Source organism: Agrobacterium sp. a22-2, assembly GCF_012276985.1.
In the GTDB taxonomy this organism is placed as follows: Bacteria; Pseudomonadota; Alphaproteobacteria; order Rhizobiales; family Rhizobiaceae; genus Allorhizobium.
Genome location: NZ_JAAXMM010000002.1, coordinates 457,331 through 469,816 on the forward strand (window position 1 = coordinate 457,331; position 12,486 = coordinate 469,816).

A 12,486-nucleotide genomic window follows, 5' to 3' on the forward strand; every position below is an offset into this window, starting at 1 on the left:
ATCTACCTTCTAGTTGGTAGGCCCGATGGCAAAAAAGATATGTCTGGCAGGTTCGTTCAGGCTTTGGAAGAAATCCGTTGCAGCAGCGTCCCTGTCACGGTGCTGAATATCTGCGGATTGCCATAGGCGCGGGCCGACAGCATGGCGCCATGCACGGTCGCAAGGAAGGCTTCTGCTTCGGCTTCCGGCGTTGCGCTCAAAGAGAGGACGTCTTGTTTGGCGCCACGCTCCATAACACGTGTCAGCCAGGCTGAGAGGGTCCGGAAGTGCGCCTTGACCTCAAGGCGGACCTCGTCTGGCAAAAGCGGCGCCTCGCCGGCAAGCAGCGCGCAAACACAGAATGAAGCGGTGTTGTCCAGGATACACGCTTCCCAATAGGCGAGGTAGGCGCGCAATTGCCCCATCGGATCACCAATATGCCGTTCAAGTTCGGCCAATCCCGTTTCCGCCTCCTGCCGATAGCGAGCAACCAGCGTGCGGACCAGGTCTGCCTTGCTTGGAAAGTGATGGTGGATGCTGGCGTTGCGAATGCCGACCACTTTGGCGATGTCGGCATAGCTGAAGCCATTATAGCCGCCGGCGACGATCAACGTGCGCGCCTGCTGCAGAATTTGGTCCGATGTGTTTGAAAGATTGCTCATGGCAGTCATCTACCAATTAGTAGGTAGACTGTCAATCTGCCTTCCGGTACAGGCATTTTTGCCAGGCCTTGTCAAAAATGCTCGCCGGAGCGGAAAGGGCCGATGCGGATCCCGGCCGCGACCAGATAGGCGGTCGACCAGCCGATCAAGAGAAAGCCGTCGACGCCTTCGAGTGCTGCCAGCATCTGCCAGTGCGGATCGGCAATCACGTCGCCATAGCCGACGGTTGCGAAGGTGGTGGTGGAAAAATAGAGGGCTGTCGGAAAATCCGTAACGACGCCGATCAGTTCATAACATACCGCCCAGAGCCAGATTTCCGCCGTCAGCACCGCGAAAATGCCGATCACGACGGTGTTCATCGCCAGAATCCGGCTGCGATGCCCTCCGATGCGGGCATGGCCGGTGATCCAGTTCATCACATGGGTGACAGCAATCAGGCCGAAGGTATGGACGACAACGGTCAGCGAGATCATCAGCGTGCCGACGAACAGATTGAGCAGCAGGTTTGGCACGGATCCGGATCCTTACGTCAGGGGGCATGCCCCGTGACGGATTTCATCGCTCTCCCGGCGACATAGGTTTCGACGATCGCGCGATCGTCTCCCAATGTTTGCAGCAGAAACAGTTCTTCGCCAAGGGTTTTCACGGTTTCCATGCGCAGCGCCATGGCCGGCGTGGCAGAGGCATTGAGCACGACGACATCGGCGTCGGTGCCTGGTTCCAGCGTGCCGATCCTGTCGGCCAGCGATATGGCTTCGGCATTGCCGAGCGTCATATGGTAGAAGCTTTCGAGCGGATTGAGCCGCTCACCCAGCAATTGCTGGATCTTGTAGGCCTCGTCCATGGTCTTCAGCATGGAATAGCTCGACCCGCCGCCGATATCGGTGGCGACCGCAATGCGCAGCGGTTTTTCCCGGCGCTTGAAGGCTTTCAGCGGGAAAAGACCGGAGCCTAAAAAGAGGTTGGAGGTCGGGCAGTGTACGGCAATCGCGCCGGCGTCGCTAATGGCATCCGCCTCGCGGTCCGACAGATGGATGGCGTGGCCGAGCAGGGTTCTCGGCCCCAGCAGGCCGTAGTGGGCGTAGATGTCGGTGTAGTCGATGGCGTCCGGATAGAGCGAGCAGGTATAGGCGATCTCGTCGTGGTTTTCCGACAGATGAGTCTGGATATGCAGGTCGGGAAATTCCTGCGCCAGCGCCTGGGTGCGCTCCATCTGTTCGGGCGTCGAGGTGATGGCAAAGCGCGGCGTGATGGCGACATGATTGCGGCCCTTGCCGTGCCAGTCGGCAATCACCTGGCGGGTCTCGTCATAACCCATCTCGGGCGTGTCGAGCAGGCCCTGCGGCGCGTTGCGGTCCATCATCACCTTGCCGGCGATCATGCGCGTGCCGCGCTTCAGGCTTTCGGCAAAGAAGGCATCGGCGGAGGCCTTGTGCACCGAGCAATAGGCAACCGCCGTCGTGGTGCCATTGCGCAGGAATTCGTCGAAGAAATGCACGGCGATGCGTTCGGCATGGGCTTTCTCGACGAAGCGGCATTCCTCCGGAAAGGTGTAGGTGTTCAGCCATTCCAGCAGGTTGGCGGCATAGGAGCCGATCACCTGCATCTGCGGGAAATGCACATGGGTGTCGATGAAGCCGGGCAGGATCAGGTGCGGCCGATGGTCGATTTCCGCGACGCCGTCGGCGGCCTTTACCTTGACATCCGTGTAAGCGCCGAAAGCCTGGATCACGCCGTCGGAAATCAGCAGCGCGCCATCCGTTTCATAGATATAGCTTTCGGTGTCGGCGGCATCGCGCGGGGCGCGGCGGAAGGAGAGCAAGCGGCCGCGGATCAGCGTTTCAGTCATTACATCTTGCCTTCCACGGCGCTTTCGAACCAGGCGGACAGCAGAGCCCGCTCGTCGACCGTCACTTCGGTAATATTGCCGGGCGGCATGGCGTGGCTGCGGCCGGCCTGGATGTAGATTTCCCGGGCATGGGCGGCGATTTCCGTATCCGTTTCCAGCTTGACGTTCTTCGGCGGCCGCACAACGCCCTCCCAGACCGGTTCGGCCGCATGGCACATCGAACAGCGCGACTGGACGATGTCGCGGGCGGCGTCGAAGTGCACGTTCTCGGCAAAGCGCAGATTGCTTGGCGCGACCGCGGCTTCCTCTGCGACTGGCGGCTTTTGCACGGTCGACAGCCACATGATGACGATGAAGATGACTGTTGTGGCGATCCAGGTCCAGGTCGGCCGGCCCTTGCGGGCATGGGTGGTGTTGAACCAGTGGCGGATGGTGACGCCCATCAGGAAGACCAGCGCGGCGATGATCCAATTGTAGCTTGTCGCAAAGGCCAGCGGATAATGGTTGGACAGCATGAAGAAGATGACGGGCAGCGTCAGGTAGTTGTTGTGCAGCGAGCGCTGCTTGGCGATCACGCCGTATTTCGGATCGGGCGTGCGGCCGGCGATCAGGTCTGCGACCACGACCTTCTGGTTCGGGATGATGATGAAGAACACATTGGCCGACATGATCGTCGCGGTAAAGGCGCCGAGATGCAGGAAGGCGGCGCGGCCGGTAAAGATCTGCGTGTAGCCCCAGGCCATGGCAATCAGGGCGAGGTAAAGCAACACCATCAGGCCCCAGGTGTTGCGGCCGAGGGGAGACTTGCAGAGCTGGTCGTAGAAGATCCAGCCGATGGCGAGCGAGGCCAGCGACAGGCCGATGGCCTGCCATTCCGTGACATCCAGCACATGGCGGTCGATCAGGAACAGGTCGGCGCCGCCGTAATAGACCACGCACAGTAGCGCGAAGCCGGAGAGCCAGGTGGTATAGGCCTCCCATTTGAACCAGGTCAGGTGGTCCGGCATCGAGGCCGGCGCCACCAGGTATTTCTGGATATGGTAGAAGCCGCCGCCATGCACCTGCCATTCCTCGCCATAGGCGCCGACCGGCAGATGCGGGCGTTTGACGAGGCCCAGATCCAGCGCGATGAAATAGAAGGAGGAGCCGATCCAGGCGATGGCCGTGATGACGTGCAGCCAGCGCACGGCAAGCCCAAGCCATTCCCAGGCGATGGCGAATTCATACATGCAAGAGCCCTTTCGTCCCCGAACGCGATACCTTGCAAAAACTTCCGGCCGAAGGGAAGGGGGCAGACGGGCGGTCGGGGTATTTTGTGCAGTGCTTTGTGTGCACTGCAAAAGACCATCCATGATTTCCTGTATTGGTGTGAATATGACGATTCGGTTACATTCATTGTGCAGTGCCGCCGGATATGGTGGTTGGCGTTAAACCGGCGGCTTTTCCCCAACATGGAGATCAGCCGATGCGCAGTATCCTTACGGGCGTTCTGGTTGCGTATGCGTCTTGTGTTCAGGCTCATGATTCCCACAGCGGATGGCGGTACGAGACCTTCTGCTGCAATGGCGACAATCATACCGGCGACTGCCAGATGATTCCATCGCAGAGCGTGAAGGTGATCAAGAACGGCTATCAGCTGACGCTGGCGCCCGGAGATCACCGGCTGGTCACCCGCGACCATGTCTTCAACTTCCCCCAAACCACGACGCGGCGCTCGCAGGACAGCGAATATCACCTGTGCCTCTATCCGAATGAAGACACGCCGCGCTGCTTCTATGCGCCGGATATGTCGTTCTGACCAGCGAGAGCTCCGGCCTCAGGTCGGCCTGGCTTGCGGCAATTCGTTCAAAAGCCAGTCGCGAAAGGCGCGGATCTTCGGGGCGTTGCGCCGGCTTTCAGGATAGGCCAGCCAGTAATGGGACCCTTCGTGGCAAATGAGGTCGAAGGGCTGGATGAGGCGGCCCATGGCCAGTTCCTCGGGGTAGAAGGCCGGTGTCAGCATGGCCACCCCCTGGCCGGCCACGGCGGCCTGTGCTTCGAAGGACTGGGCGCCCAGCCGGCTGCGGGGCCGGCTTTCGAGATCGGCACCGCTGACGCCGGCGGCCGTCAACCAGATCTTCCACCATGGGTCGCCGGGATCGATCAGCCGGAGTTTCAAGAGGTCGGCGGGTGTCGACAGGCCGCCGATGCTTGCTGCCAGCTCCGGGCTCACCATCGGCGTGAAATCGACCTTCATCAGGTGATGGCAGCGCAGGCCGGGCCAGTCTCCTTTGCCGGCCCGGATGGCGACATCGGCCTCGGTCTGGGCAAAATCGATCATCTCCTGGCCCGTTTCCAGCCGAACGGCGATCGCCGGGTTCTTGAGCTGGAACGAGCCGATATGCCGCGCCAGCCAGCGCGAGGCGAAGGTGGCCGTGGAATGGATGTTCAGCGTGCCCTCGGTGCTGTTGCGCGCATGGGCGACGGCCTCCTGCAGCAGGTCGAAGGCCTCCGAGACCTTCGGTGCCAGGCGCTGGCCGGCCTCGGTCAAGGAAATCCGGCGCGTCTGGCGCAGGAACAGCGGCTCGCCAATGCTCTCTTCCAGAAGCTTGATCTGATAGCTGACCGCCGTCTGGGTCATGCCCAGCTCTTGCCCAGCCTTGGTGAAGCTCGCCTGCCGGGCGGTCGCCTCGAAGACACGCAATGCGTTCAGCGGAAACTGGCGCGACATCTTCATGGATCAGTTCTCTTTATGGGTTTAGTCATTTATTCGTTTTGATAGATCGATGAAAATAAAGCATTTCTTTGCCTCAGGAGCAAGCTTTCGAAAAAGGCCGCTCATCAGTTTTCATGGAGGCAATCATGGCTATCGGATTGAGGAAGGCTGTTTCGCTGGGGCTTTGTTTTCTGCGCGCTTCGGCACGGGTGATCTATCGTCTGCTGCAGCCGGACGACGGCATCGAGACCTTCCTGCCGGATGACCTGAAGCGCGATGTCGGATACCGGGACGGCCGCGCCTGCCGGTCGCGCCGAGCAGAAATCCGGGATACGGCCTCCGTCTGGTCCGCCATCCTGCCGCCGCGCGGGCCGCAGTGATCGGGGTCAACCGCCTGCCGCGGACGTGATCCAATGGGTGTCCGGGTCGATGCCCCGGGCGGTCAGTATGTCCTCGACGGGTCCCAGGAAGGACCGGAACAGAGCGGTCCTGCGGTCTCTCGAGCGATCGAGCCCCTGTCGAACGCGGGCGGCGCTGAGCGTCCGGACCGAACGCCTGTTGCTTTCGAAAGCCAGGCAACGCTCGTCGAAGTCGAGGCCGCAGAAGGCGAGCAGGCGTCGCGTCTGGCCTTCCTGGTCCTGCTTTAATGCCGTCAGATCGAACTGCAGCAGGTCCGGCCCGAGCACGCTTTGCCAATGGGCCATCAGATCGGCGTACTGCGCGTAATAATGTGCCAGCCCCTCCAGATCATAGGCAAAGCGGTTACCCTCCGAGCCGAACAGGCTGGCATAGATCGACATGCAGTTCTCGATCGGCGGGCGTGTGCAGTGGACGATGCGGGCGGCGGGAAAAAGTGTCCTGATGATGCCGATCCAGCGGAAATTGAGCGGCATCTTGTCGGTGAAGCGCGGTTTGCCGCGGCCAAGCGGTGTGATCGCCGTGAGATAGGCGTCGGCCATCTCGGCCGCCACCGCGCAGCCAGCCTTGAAATCGTCCAGCGCCAGACCCGGCCGTGTCCGGTCGGCCAGGTATTTTGCGACAAGTTCGGTCATCTCGTTGCGTTCGCCGGCGCCGTGAACCTGGGCATGGGAGGACAGGATCTGCTCGGCCAGCGACGTGCCGGAGCGCGGCACGCCGACGATGAAGATCGGCGCCGGGCCGTCGCTTGATTCGAGACCGGCGAAATAGCCGGCGTCGAAATGCTGTTTCATCTGCGCGAAGACGCCGGTCTCGATGGCCGGATTGTGAGGGAGAGCGGCGCGTTTGGCGCGGTTGGCTGCATCGAGCCAGGCAAAGGCTGCCTGTGCGTTGCTCCGCACCTCTTCAGCGCGAAACAGCGCAAAGCCCAGCATGGTCTTGTCGGCACCATTGGTCGTGCCGCGAAACAGCGCTTCCAGCCTGTCGAGATCTTCGGCGGTGGGCGTAAAAGACACGGCACCGGACAGGTTGTACCAGGCCTCGGCGTCGGCAGGGCGAACGGCGACCAGCCGTCCCCACAGGTCGATGGCTTCCTCGATGCGGCCGCTGTCGCGCAGCAACGTCGCCAGGCTGCGCAAGATCGGCGGCTCGCCCGGCGCGAGAGCCAGTCCGCGTCTGAGTGCCACCTCGGCCTCCGCGTCCTGTCCGAGATCCAGCAGAATCCGGCCGAGATTGGCCAGAACCGCAGAATGGTCGGGAGCGAGCGCGGCCGCTTGCTTGATCGCGGTCAGCGCCAGTTCGAGGCGCCCCGATTGATAGAGGGTGATGGCGAGATCAAAGAAGGCTTCGGCATCGTCGGGCGCAAACGTGGCGGCCGCCAGCAACTGGCGCGCCGCCTGCTCCAGATTGCCCTGTTGGCGGCTGAGCGCCGCTAGGGATTTCAGGGTTTTCGCCTGCTCATGACGAGAGGCGGCGTCGCTTTCTGCCAGCGGTTCCAGATTGGTCGGAGAGTGTTGGCTGAGCATGGCTTTTGATTCGCGCTGGGCGGCTAGGGAACGCCGCGATCCCTCAGGAATAGGATCGGGAGCTTATCTCAGCCTTTCCGCGAGATCCCGGCGCGACATCAAGACATCAAGGCGGTCAGCAGCTCGGCTGCCACCAGGGCGGCAATCACGGCCGGGCGCTTGTCGCGCACGGCACTGCCGCCGATCGGCAGGACCAACCGGTCGATTAAGGACGGATCGCCGCCATCGCGCTGCAGCCAATGGGCAAATGTCGCCCGCTTGGTGGCTGAGCCGATCATGCCGACATAGGCCAGATCGCCGCGGGCCAGCGCCTGCCGGGCAATCAGGAAATCCAGCCCGTGGTCATGGGTCATGATGACCACGGCCGAGCCGGGCGATAGATGGGTCACCTCCGCCTCGGGCATGGCGACATGGCGCAGGGGAATGGCCGGGTGCAGCGACGGCACCGGCAGATCACGAGTCTCGATCATCGTGGCCTGCAGGGGCAGGGGGCCCAGCGCCTGTGCCAGGGCGCGGCCGACATGGCCGGCGCCGAACACCATGACTTGGCGATAGGCGTCCTGTTCTCGGCGCAAGCGTTGGCGCAGCGTTTCGGCCAGGACCGAATCGACGGGCGCGAAACGCAGTTGCGTGCGGCCGCCGCAGCACTGGCCGATCTCCGGCCCAAGCGGCACGTCGAGGATCAGCGGCAAAGGTTTGCCGGACAGCAGGGCGCGGGCATGGTCGATGGCCATGAATTCCAACTGCCCGCCGCCGATCGTGCCCCACATATCCTCCGCCGCCACCAGCATCATCGTGCCCGCATCGCGCGGCGTAGACCCCTTGGCAACCGTCACCTCGACGAGCAGGACCGCGGGGTGGGTGGCGAGAAAGCTGGAGAGATTGCAGTCAGTCATGGGCGATTTGCCCCTTGTTCGCCGAGCCACGCGCTGCGTCTGGGCTGCTGCGATTTTTTCCCGCCGGAATGGGGCAATCCGCATCCGAAAAAAGGGCCCCTCCCAAACCCTCCCCACAAGGGGGAGGGCTTAACCCAGCCTCGCCCTTGGTGGTCGAGTCGAAGCATGGCCGCGAGTCTTCTCCCCCTTGTGGGGGGTGCGGAACGGTCCGCGTAGCGGAGCAATCGATCCAGTGAATCGATTGCAGTGACAAACGCCGGCAGGCCAGAGAGGGTCTTTTTCCCATACGCCGGAGTCCTGCCACTTGCCGGGTGAGGGGCACTGCAAACTGCCTCATATCCTCTTCAGCCGTTCCACCGCCATCAGCACCCTCTCGGGGGTTGCCGGTGCGTCGAGCCTTGGGCAATGCTTGTAGTCCGCTACGCTGGCCACCGCCATGGAGAGGGCTTCGAGTACGGAATTGGCCAGCATGAAGGGCGGTTCACCGACGGCCTTGGAGCGGCCGATGGTCGGCTCGGCATTCTGCGACCAGTCGGCCAGCTTGACGTTGAAGATTTTTGGCCGGTCGGAGGCAAGCGGGATCTTGTAGGTCGAGGGGGCATGGGTGCGCAGGCGACCCTTGCCGTCCCACCACAGTTCCTCCGTCGTCAGCCAGCCCATGCCCTGCACGAAGCCGCCTTCGATCTGGCCGATATCGATGGCCGGGTTCAGCGAGCGGCCGACATCGTGCAGGATATCGGTGCGCTCCATCAGGTATTCGCCGGTCAGCGTGTCGACCGACACTTCCGAGCAGGAGGCGCCATAGGCAAAATAATAGAAGGGCGTGCCGCGACCCGATGCCCGGTCCCAATGGATCTTCGGCGTCTTGTAGAAACCGGCCGCTGATAGCTGGACGCGGCCGAAATAGGCGTGCCGAACGAATTCGGGGAAGGGGATCTCGTCCGCCCCGACGCGGATGCGGTTGGGCAAGAACTGCACATCGTCGGCGGTGACACCGTATTTTTCGACGGCGAAGGCGACCAGCCGTTCCTTGATTTGCCGGGCGGCATCATAGGCCGCCATGCCGTTGAGGTCGGAGCCGGAGGAGGCGGCGGTGGCCGAGGTATTTGGCACCTTGCCGGTCGTCGTCGCGGTGATCTTGACCCGTTCGATGTCGACCTGGAAGGCATCGGCCAGCACCTGGGCGACCTTGGTATAGAGACCCTGGCCCATTTCGGTGCCGCCGTGGTTCAGGTGGATCGAGCCATCCTGATAGACATGCACCAGGGCGCCGGCCTGGTTGAAGGCGGTCAGCGTGAAGGAGATGCCGAATTTCACCGGCGTCAGGGCGATGCCCTTCTTGATGATCCGGCTCGACGCATTGAAGTCGAGGATCGCCTTTCGGCGGGCCTGATAGTCGGACGAGGTCTCCAGCTCCTCGACCACCTGGGCGATGATATTGTCCTCGACCAGCTGGTGATAGGGCGTGATGTCTCGGCCCGAGCCCGCCTCGCCGTAAAAATTCGCCTTGCGGATCTCCAGCGGATCCTTGCCCAGCGCATAGGCGATTTCCTCGATCACCCGTTCCGCCCCCAGCATGCCCTGCGGCCCGCCGAAGCCGCGATAGGCGGTGTTGGAGACCGTGTGGGTCTTCAGGGGCTGCGAGGTCAACAGCACATGCGGATAGAAATAGCTGCTGTCGGCATGGAACAGGGCGCGGTCGGTCACCGGGCCTGAGAGATCGGCGGAATAGCCGCAGCGGGCGGCGAAATTGGCGGCAAGCGCATGAATGCGGCCGTCGCTGTTATAGGCCACGTCGAAATCCATCCGGAAGTCGTGGCGCTTGCCGGTCATGGTCATGTCCTCGTCCCGGTCGGGGCGGAACTTGACGGCGCGGTTGAGCTTCTTGGCAGCGATCGCGGCAAGGGCTGCAAACTGGTTGCCCTGGGTTTCCTTGCCGCCGAAGCCGCCGCCCATGCGCCGCACGTTGACGGTCACCGCATGAGACGGAATGTCGAGCACATGGCCGACGACATGCTGGATTTCCGAGGGGTGCTGGGTCGAGGACCACACGGTGATGTCGTCATCCTCGCCGGGGATCGCCATGGCGATATGGCTTTCCAGGTAGAAATGCTCCTGGCCGCCGATGCGCATCTGGCCTTTCAGGCGATGCTCGGCCTTGTCGAGTTCGGCTTCCGGCTCGCCGCGCTTCAGCGTCATGCCCGGCGTCACCACCGCGGCGCCGTATTGCAGCGCGCCGTCGATATCGCTCCAGTGCGGCAGGTCCTGGTATTCGACCTTGGCGAGCCTTGCCGCGCGGCGGGCCTGATCGCGGGTCTCGGCGATCACGGCAAAGATCGGCTGGCCGTGGAACTGGACCTTGTCTTCGGCGAGCAGTGGCTCGTCGTGATGGCCGCCGGAGGAGACGTCGTTGACGCCAGGCACATCCTTGCCGGTCACCACCCAGACGACGCCGGGCGCGGCGCGCACCGCCGAGAGATCCATCGACAGGATAGTCGCGTGCGCACGATCCGCCATGCCCAGCGCACCATGCAGCAGGCCGGCCGGTTCCGGAATATCGTCGATATATTCGGCACTTCCGGCCACATGCTTATGGGCTGAATCATGGCGCTGCGCGGCGTGCATCGGGCCGTTGATATACTTGTACTGCTCGTAAGCCGCCTTATCCATGGAACGGGCCTCCTTCTTCTACCCTCCCCTTGAGGGGGAGGGTCGGAGCGAAGCTCCGGGGTGGGGTGATCTGCCCGAAGCGCGAGGTTTGCCTGCTGCTCGTCTACCGCTGCAAAGATCGTGTCGAGTACGGCTTCGAATTCGTCCATGACCTCGGCATTCCAAAAACGGATGACCCGATATCCCTGGCGCTCCAGGAAAGCGGTGCGCTCGATGTCGTGCCTCGCCGACTCATCCCGCGCATGCTGGCTGCCGTCCAGTTCGATCACCAGGCCGATCTGATGGCAGGCAAAGTCCGCGATGTAGCGACCGATCTGCACCTGCCGCCGAAAATGGGTTCCCTCGATCGGGACACGCCAGAGATGGCGCCACAGCTTGCGCTCGGCATCGGTCGCCGATGCCCGCAAGCGGCGGGCACTGGTACGCTTGAACCGATCAAGCGATGACGGCGGCTTTGCCATCGGGAGAGGCCCCGGTTGGGAGGGTTTGTCGGGCATTTATAGAACAGGAGAATGGCGTAAATCACAACCGGCGGATGATCCGGTTAATGTCCCTGGTCACCCCCACCCGCCGCTGCGCGGCGACCTCCCCCCTCAAGGGGGAGGTGGAGTCCGCCTTAACGCCCCGGTCGTCCCGTCTTGCCCTTGGTCTTCTTCTGCCGCTTGACGTCGCCGGCGTCCTCGGTGGAGCCGGCACGGATGATGGATCCGCAGGGCGAGCCGGAGAGGCGGCGGCAGTAGATCCTCGGGTCAAGCCCGAGGATGACGGCGGGGAGGGAGGGGCTTGCCCCTCATCCGCCCTGCCGGGCACCTTCTTCCCGCGGGCGGGGAGAAGGGACTCGCGGCGGGCGCTTATGGCGAAGGCGCGGGGCGGTTGAGCAGAAGTCCGACATAGATGGCACCCCAGAGGGCACCCGCGGCAAAGCCGATGGCGGCGTAGAGTGGCTCAAGACCGGGTGGGGAAAAGTAGGTGTCTACGATCGACACCCAGGCCAGGAAACCGCCGCTGGCGAGGCCGCCGACGAGGATTTCCAGGATATACAGGCCGCGTCTGGTCAGTCGTCCAGCCAGCAGGGCATGGGCGATCAGGCCGGCGATGAGGGCCGGGGCGAGGAGGATCGGGTAGAGGATGGCAAGACTGAGCCACCAGTCAGCATCGAGCCCCAAGCCGCGACCGTGGCTGATCGAAACGACGTTCATATAGATTTCCGCAACCCCGTAGAGCAGCAGGTCCGTCAGGGCCAGGGCGAGCATGGCCCTTACGGCATTCGGTCTGGGGGCGGCGACATTCGGTCTGGGAGCGGCCTCGCTCATCGGCCCGGCCGGCCCGTCTTGCCCTTGGTCTTCTTCTGCCGCTTGACGTCGCCGGCGTCCTCGTAGGAACCGACGCCGGATTTGGCGCGGATGATGGGTTTGGGATCGGAGGTGGATCCTCGGGTCGGGCCTGAGGATGGCGGCTCGGAGGGTGGGGCCTGCCCCTCATCCACCCTGCCGGGCACCTTCTCCCCGCGGGCGGGGAGAAGGGACTCGTCGCGCACGCCCGGCTTCGGTTTGTCCGGGAGCTTGCCGGGGACCGGTTTTTCGGTGCGGCCGACGGTCATTTCGTCGAGGGTGTTCTTGCGGAACAGCGAGGAGGTGTCGCGGCCGCCCTCGGCGCGGCCGGGGATCTGGCCCTCGCGGCGCACGGGGACGGCCATGTCCGTGCCCGGACCCATGTTGTCGAGATCGGGTTTGGCGAAATAGCTGGCTTTACCCGCCCCTTGAGGGGGAGGGGCGGACCGCAGGTCCGGGGT

General features: G+C 63.2%; 11 protein-coding genes and 2 pseudogenes. 2 read left to right on the forward strand and 11 right to left on the reverse strand.

Going from position 1 to position 12,486, the window contains the following annotated elements; translation table 11 throughout:
* Positions 1-56: 56 nt before the first annotated feature.
* The 4 genes from HFC70_RS05390 to puuD all read right to left on the reverse strand — a co-directional run bounded on the left by HFC70_RS05390 (position 57) and on the right by puuD (position 3,719).
* Positions 57-641 (reverse strand): TetR/AcrR family transcriptional regulator, encoded by a 585-nt coding sequence (locus tag HFC70_RS05390; RefSeq protein ID WP_168472174.1) that lies wholly within the window; start codon positions 639-641, stop codon positions 57-59.
* Positions 642-712: 71 nt separating this feature from the next.
* Entirely contained in the window at positions 713-1,153 is a 441-nt protein-coding gene (locus HFC70_RS05395) for an ion channel (protein WP_368669542.1), read from the reverse strand.
* Positions 1,154-1,170: 17 nt separating this feature from the next.
* Positions 1,171-2,490 carry a guanine deaminase gene (guaD, locus tag HFC70_RS05400; RefSeq protein ID WP_168472175.1) on the reverse strand — a complete coding sequence of 440 codons (1,320 nt, stop codon included), beginning with the start codon at positions 2,488-2,490 and terminating at the stop codon, positions 1,171-1,173.
* Complete coding sequence (gene puuD / locus HFC70_RS05405; RefSeq protein WP_168472176.1) at positions 2,490-3,719, reverse strand: urate hydroxylase PuuD; 1,230 nt, start codon at positions 3,717-3,719, stop codon at positions 2,490-2,492. The genes guaD and puuD overlap by 1 nt, the downstream gene beginning before the upstream one ends.
* 236 nt (positions 3,720-3,955) lie before the next feature.
* On the opposite strand from puuD, the gene HFC70_RS05410 reads away from it, so the two are divergent.
* A complete protein-coding gene (locus HFC70_RS05410) occupies positions 3,956-4,288 on the forward strand; it encodes a hypothetical protein (RefSeq protein WP_168472177.1) in 333 nt (110 codons plus the stop codon).
* Between the two features lie 18 nt (positions 4,289-4,306).
* Here the strand turns inward: HFC70_RS05410 and HFC70_RS05415 are convergent, their stop codons facing one another.
* The gene (locus HFC70_RS05415; RefSeq protein ID WP_168472178.1) at positions 4,307-5,206 is read right to left on the reverse strand and encodes a LysR substrate-binding domain-containing protein; all 900 of its coding nucleotides are present in this window, start codon (positions 5,204-5,206) and stop codon (positions 4,307-4,309) included.
* A 125-nt stretch (positions 5,207-5,331) separates the two neighbouring features.
* Between HFC70_RS05415 and HFC70_RS05420 the strand changes: the two genes are divergently transcribed.
* Positions 5,332-5,565 (forward strand): hypothetical protein, encoded by a 234-nt coding sequence (locus HFC70_RS05420; RefSeq protein WP_168472179.1) that lies wholly within the window; start codon positions 5,332-5,334, stop codon positions 5,563-5,565.
* A gap of 6 nt (positions 5,566-5,571) precedes the next feature.
* Here HFC70_RS05420 and HFC70_RS05425 read toward each other — a convergent pair whose 3' ends face one another.
* From HFC70_RS05425 to HFC70_RS05450, 6 genes and pseudogenes are all read right to left on the reverse strand, one after another.
* Positions 5,572-7,128 carry a sulfotransferase family protein gene (locus HFC70_RS05425; RefSeq protein WP_168472180.1) on the reverse strand — a complete coding sequence of 519 codons (1,557 nt, stop codon included), beginning with the start codon at positions 7,126-7,128 and terminating at the stop codon, positions 5,572-5,574.
* Positions 7,129-7,226: 98 nt separating this feature from the next.
* The gene (xdhC, locus tag HFC70_RS05430; protein ID WP_168472181.1) at positions 7,227-8,024 is read right to left on the reverse strand and encodes a xanthine dehydrogenase accessory protein XdhC; all 798 of its coding nucleotides are present in this window, start codon (positions 8,022-8,024) and stop codon (positions 7,227-7,229) included.
* Positions 8,025-8,357: 333 nt separating this feature from the next.
* Positions 8,358-10,694, reverse strand: coding sequence for a xanthine dehydrogenase molybdopterin binding subunit (xdhB, locus tag HFC70_RS05435; RefSeq protein ID WP_168472182.1), 2,337 nt, complete (start codon positions 10,692-10,694; stop codon positions 8,358-8,360).
* Positions 10,695-10,858: 164 nt separating this feature from the next.
* Positions 10,859-11,191, reverse strand: a pseudogene (locus tag HFC70_RS05440) (endonuclease domain-containing protein); the annotation flags it as partial.
* Positions 11,192-11,545: 354 nt separating this feature from the next.
* Entirely contained in the window at positions 11,546-12,007 is a 462-nt protein-coding gene (locus HFC70_RS05445) for a hypothetical protein (protein WP_168472183.1), read from the reverse strand.
* A pseudogene (locus tag HFC70_RS05450) lies at positions 12,004-12,486 on the reverse strand (excinuclease ABC subunit UvrB); the annotation flags it as partial. The gene HFC70_RS05445 and the pseudogene HFC70_RS05450, both read right to left, overlap by 4 nt.

Bases quoted from the DNA above. Each gene is read 5' to 3' on its own strand.
- HFC70_RS05390 (WP_168472174.1), bottom strand. From the start codon at position 641: ATGAGCAATCTTTCAAACACATCGGACCAAATTCTGCAGCAGGCGCGC.
- guaD (WP_168472175.1), bottom strand. From the start codon at position 2,490: ATGACTGAAACGCTGATCCGCGGCCGCTTGCTCTCCTTCCGCCGCGCC.
- puuD (WP_168472176.1), bottom strand. From the start codon at position 3,719: ATGTATGAATTCGCCATCGCCTGGGAATGGCTTGGGCTTGCCGTGCGC.
- HFC70_RS05410 (WP_168472177.1), top strand. From the start codon at position 3,956: ATGCGCAGTATCCTTACGGGCGTTCTGGTTGCGTATGCGTCTTGTGTT.
- HFC70_RS05415 (WP_168472178.1), bottom strand. From the start codon at position 5,206: ATGAAGATGTCGCGCCAGTTTCCGCTGAACGCATTGCGTGTCTTCGAG.
- HFC70_RS05420 (WP_168472179.1), top strand. From the start codon at position 5,332: ATGGCTATCGGATTGAGGAAGGCTGTTTCGCTGGGGCTTTGTTTTCTG.
- HFC70_RS05425 (WP_168472180.1), bottom strand. From the start codon at position 7,128: ATGCTCAGCCAACACTCTCCGACCAATCTGGAACCGCTGGCAGAAAGC.
- xdhC (WP_168472181.1), bottom strand. From the start codon at position 8,024: ATGACTGACTGCAATCTCTCCAGCTTTCTCGCCACCCACCCCGCGGTC.
- xdhB (WP_168472182.1), bottom strand. From the start codon at position 10,694: ATGGATAAGGCGGCTTACGAGCAGTACAAGTATATCAACGGCCCGATG.
- HFC70_RS05445 (WP_168472183.1), bottom strand. From the start codon at position 12,007: ATGAGCGAGGCCGCTCCCAGACCGAATGTCGCCGCCCCCAGACCGAAT.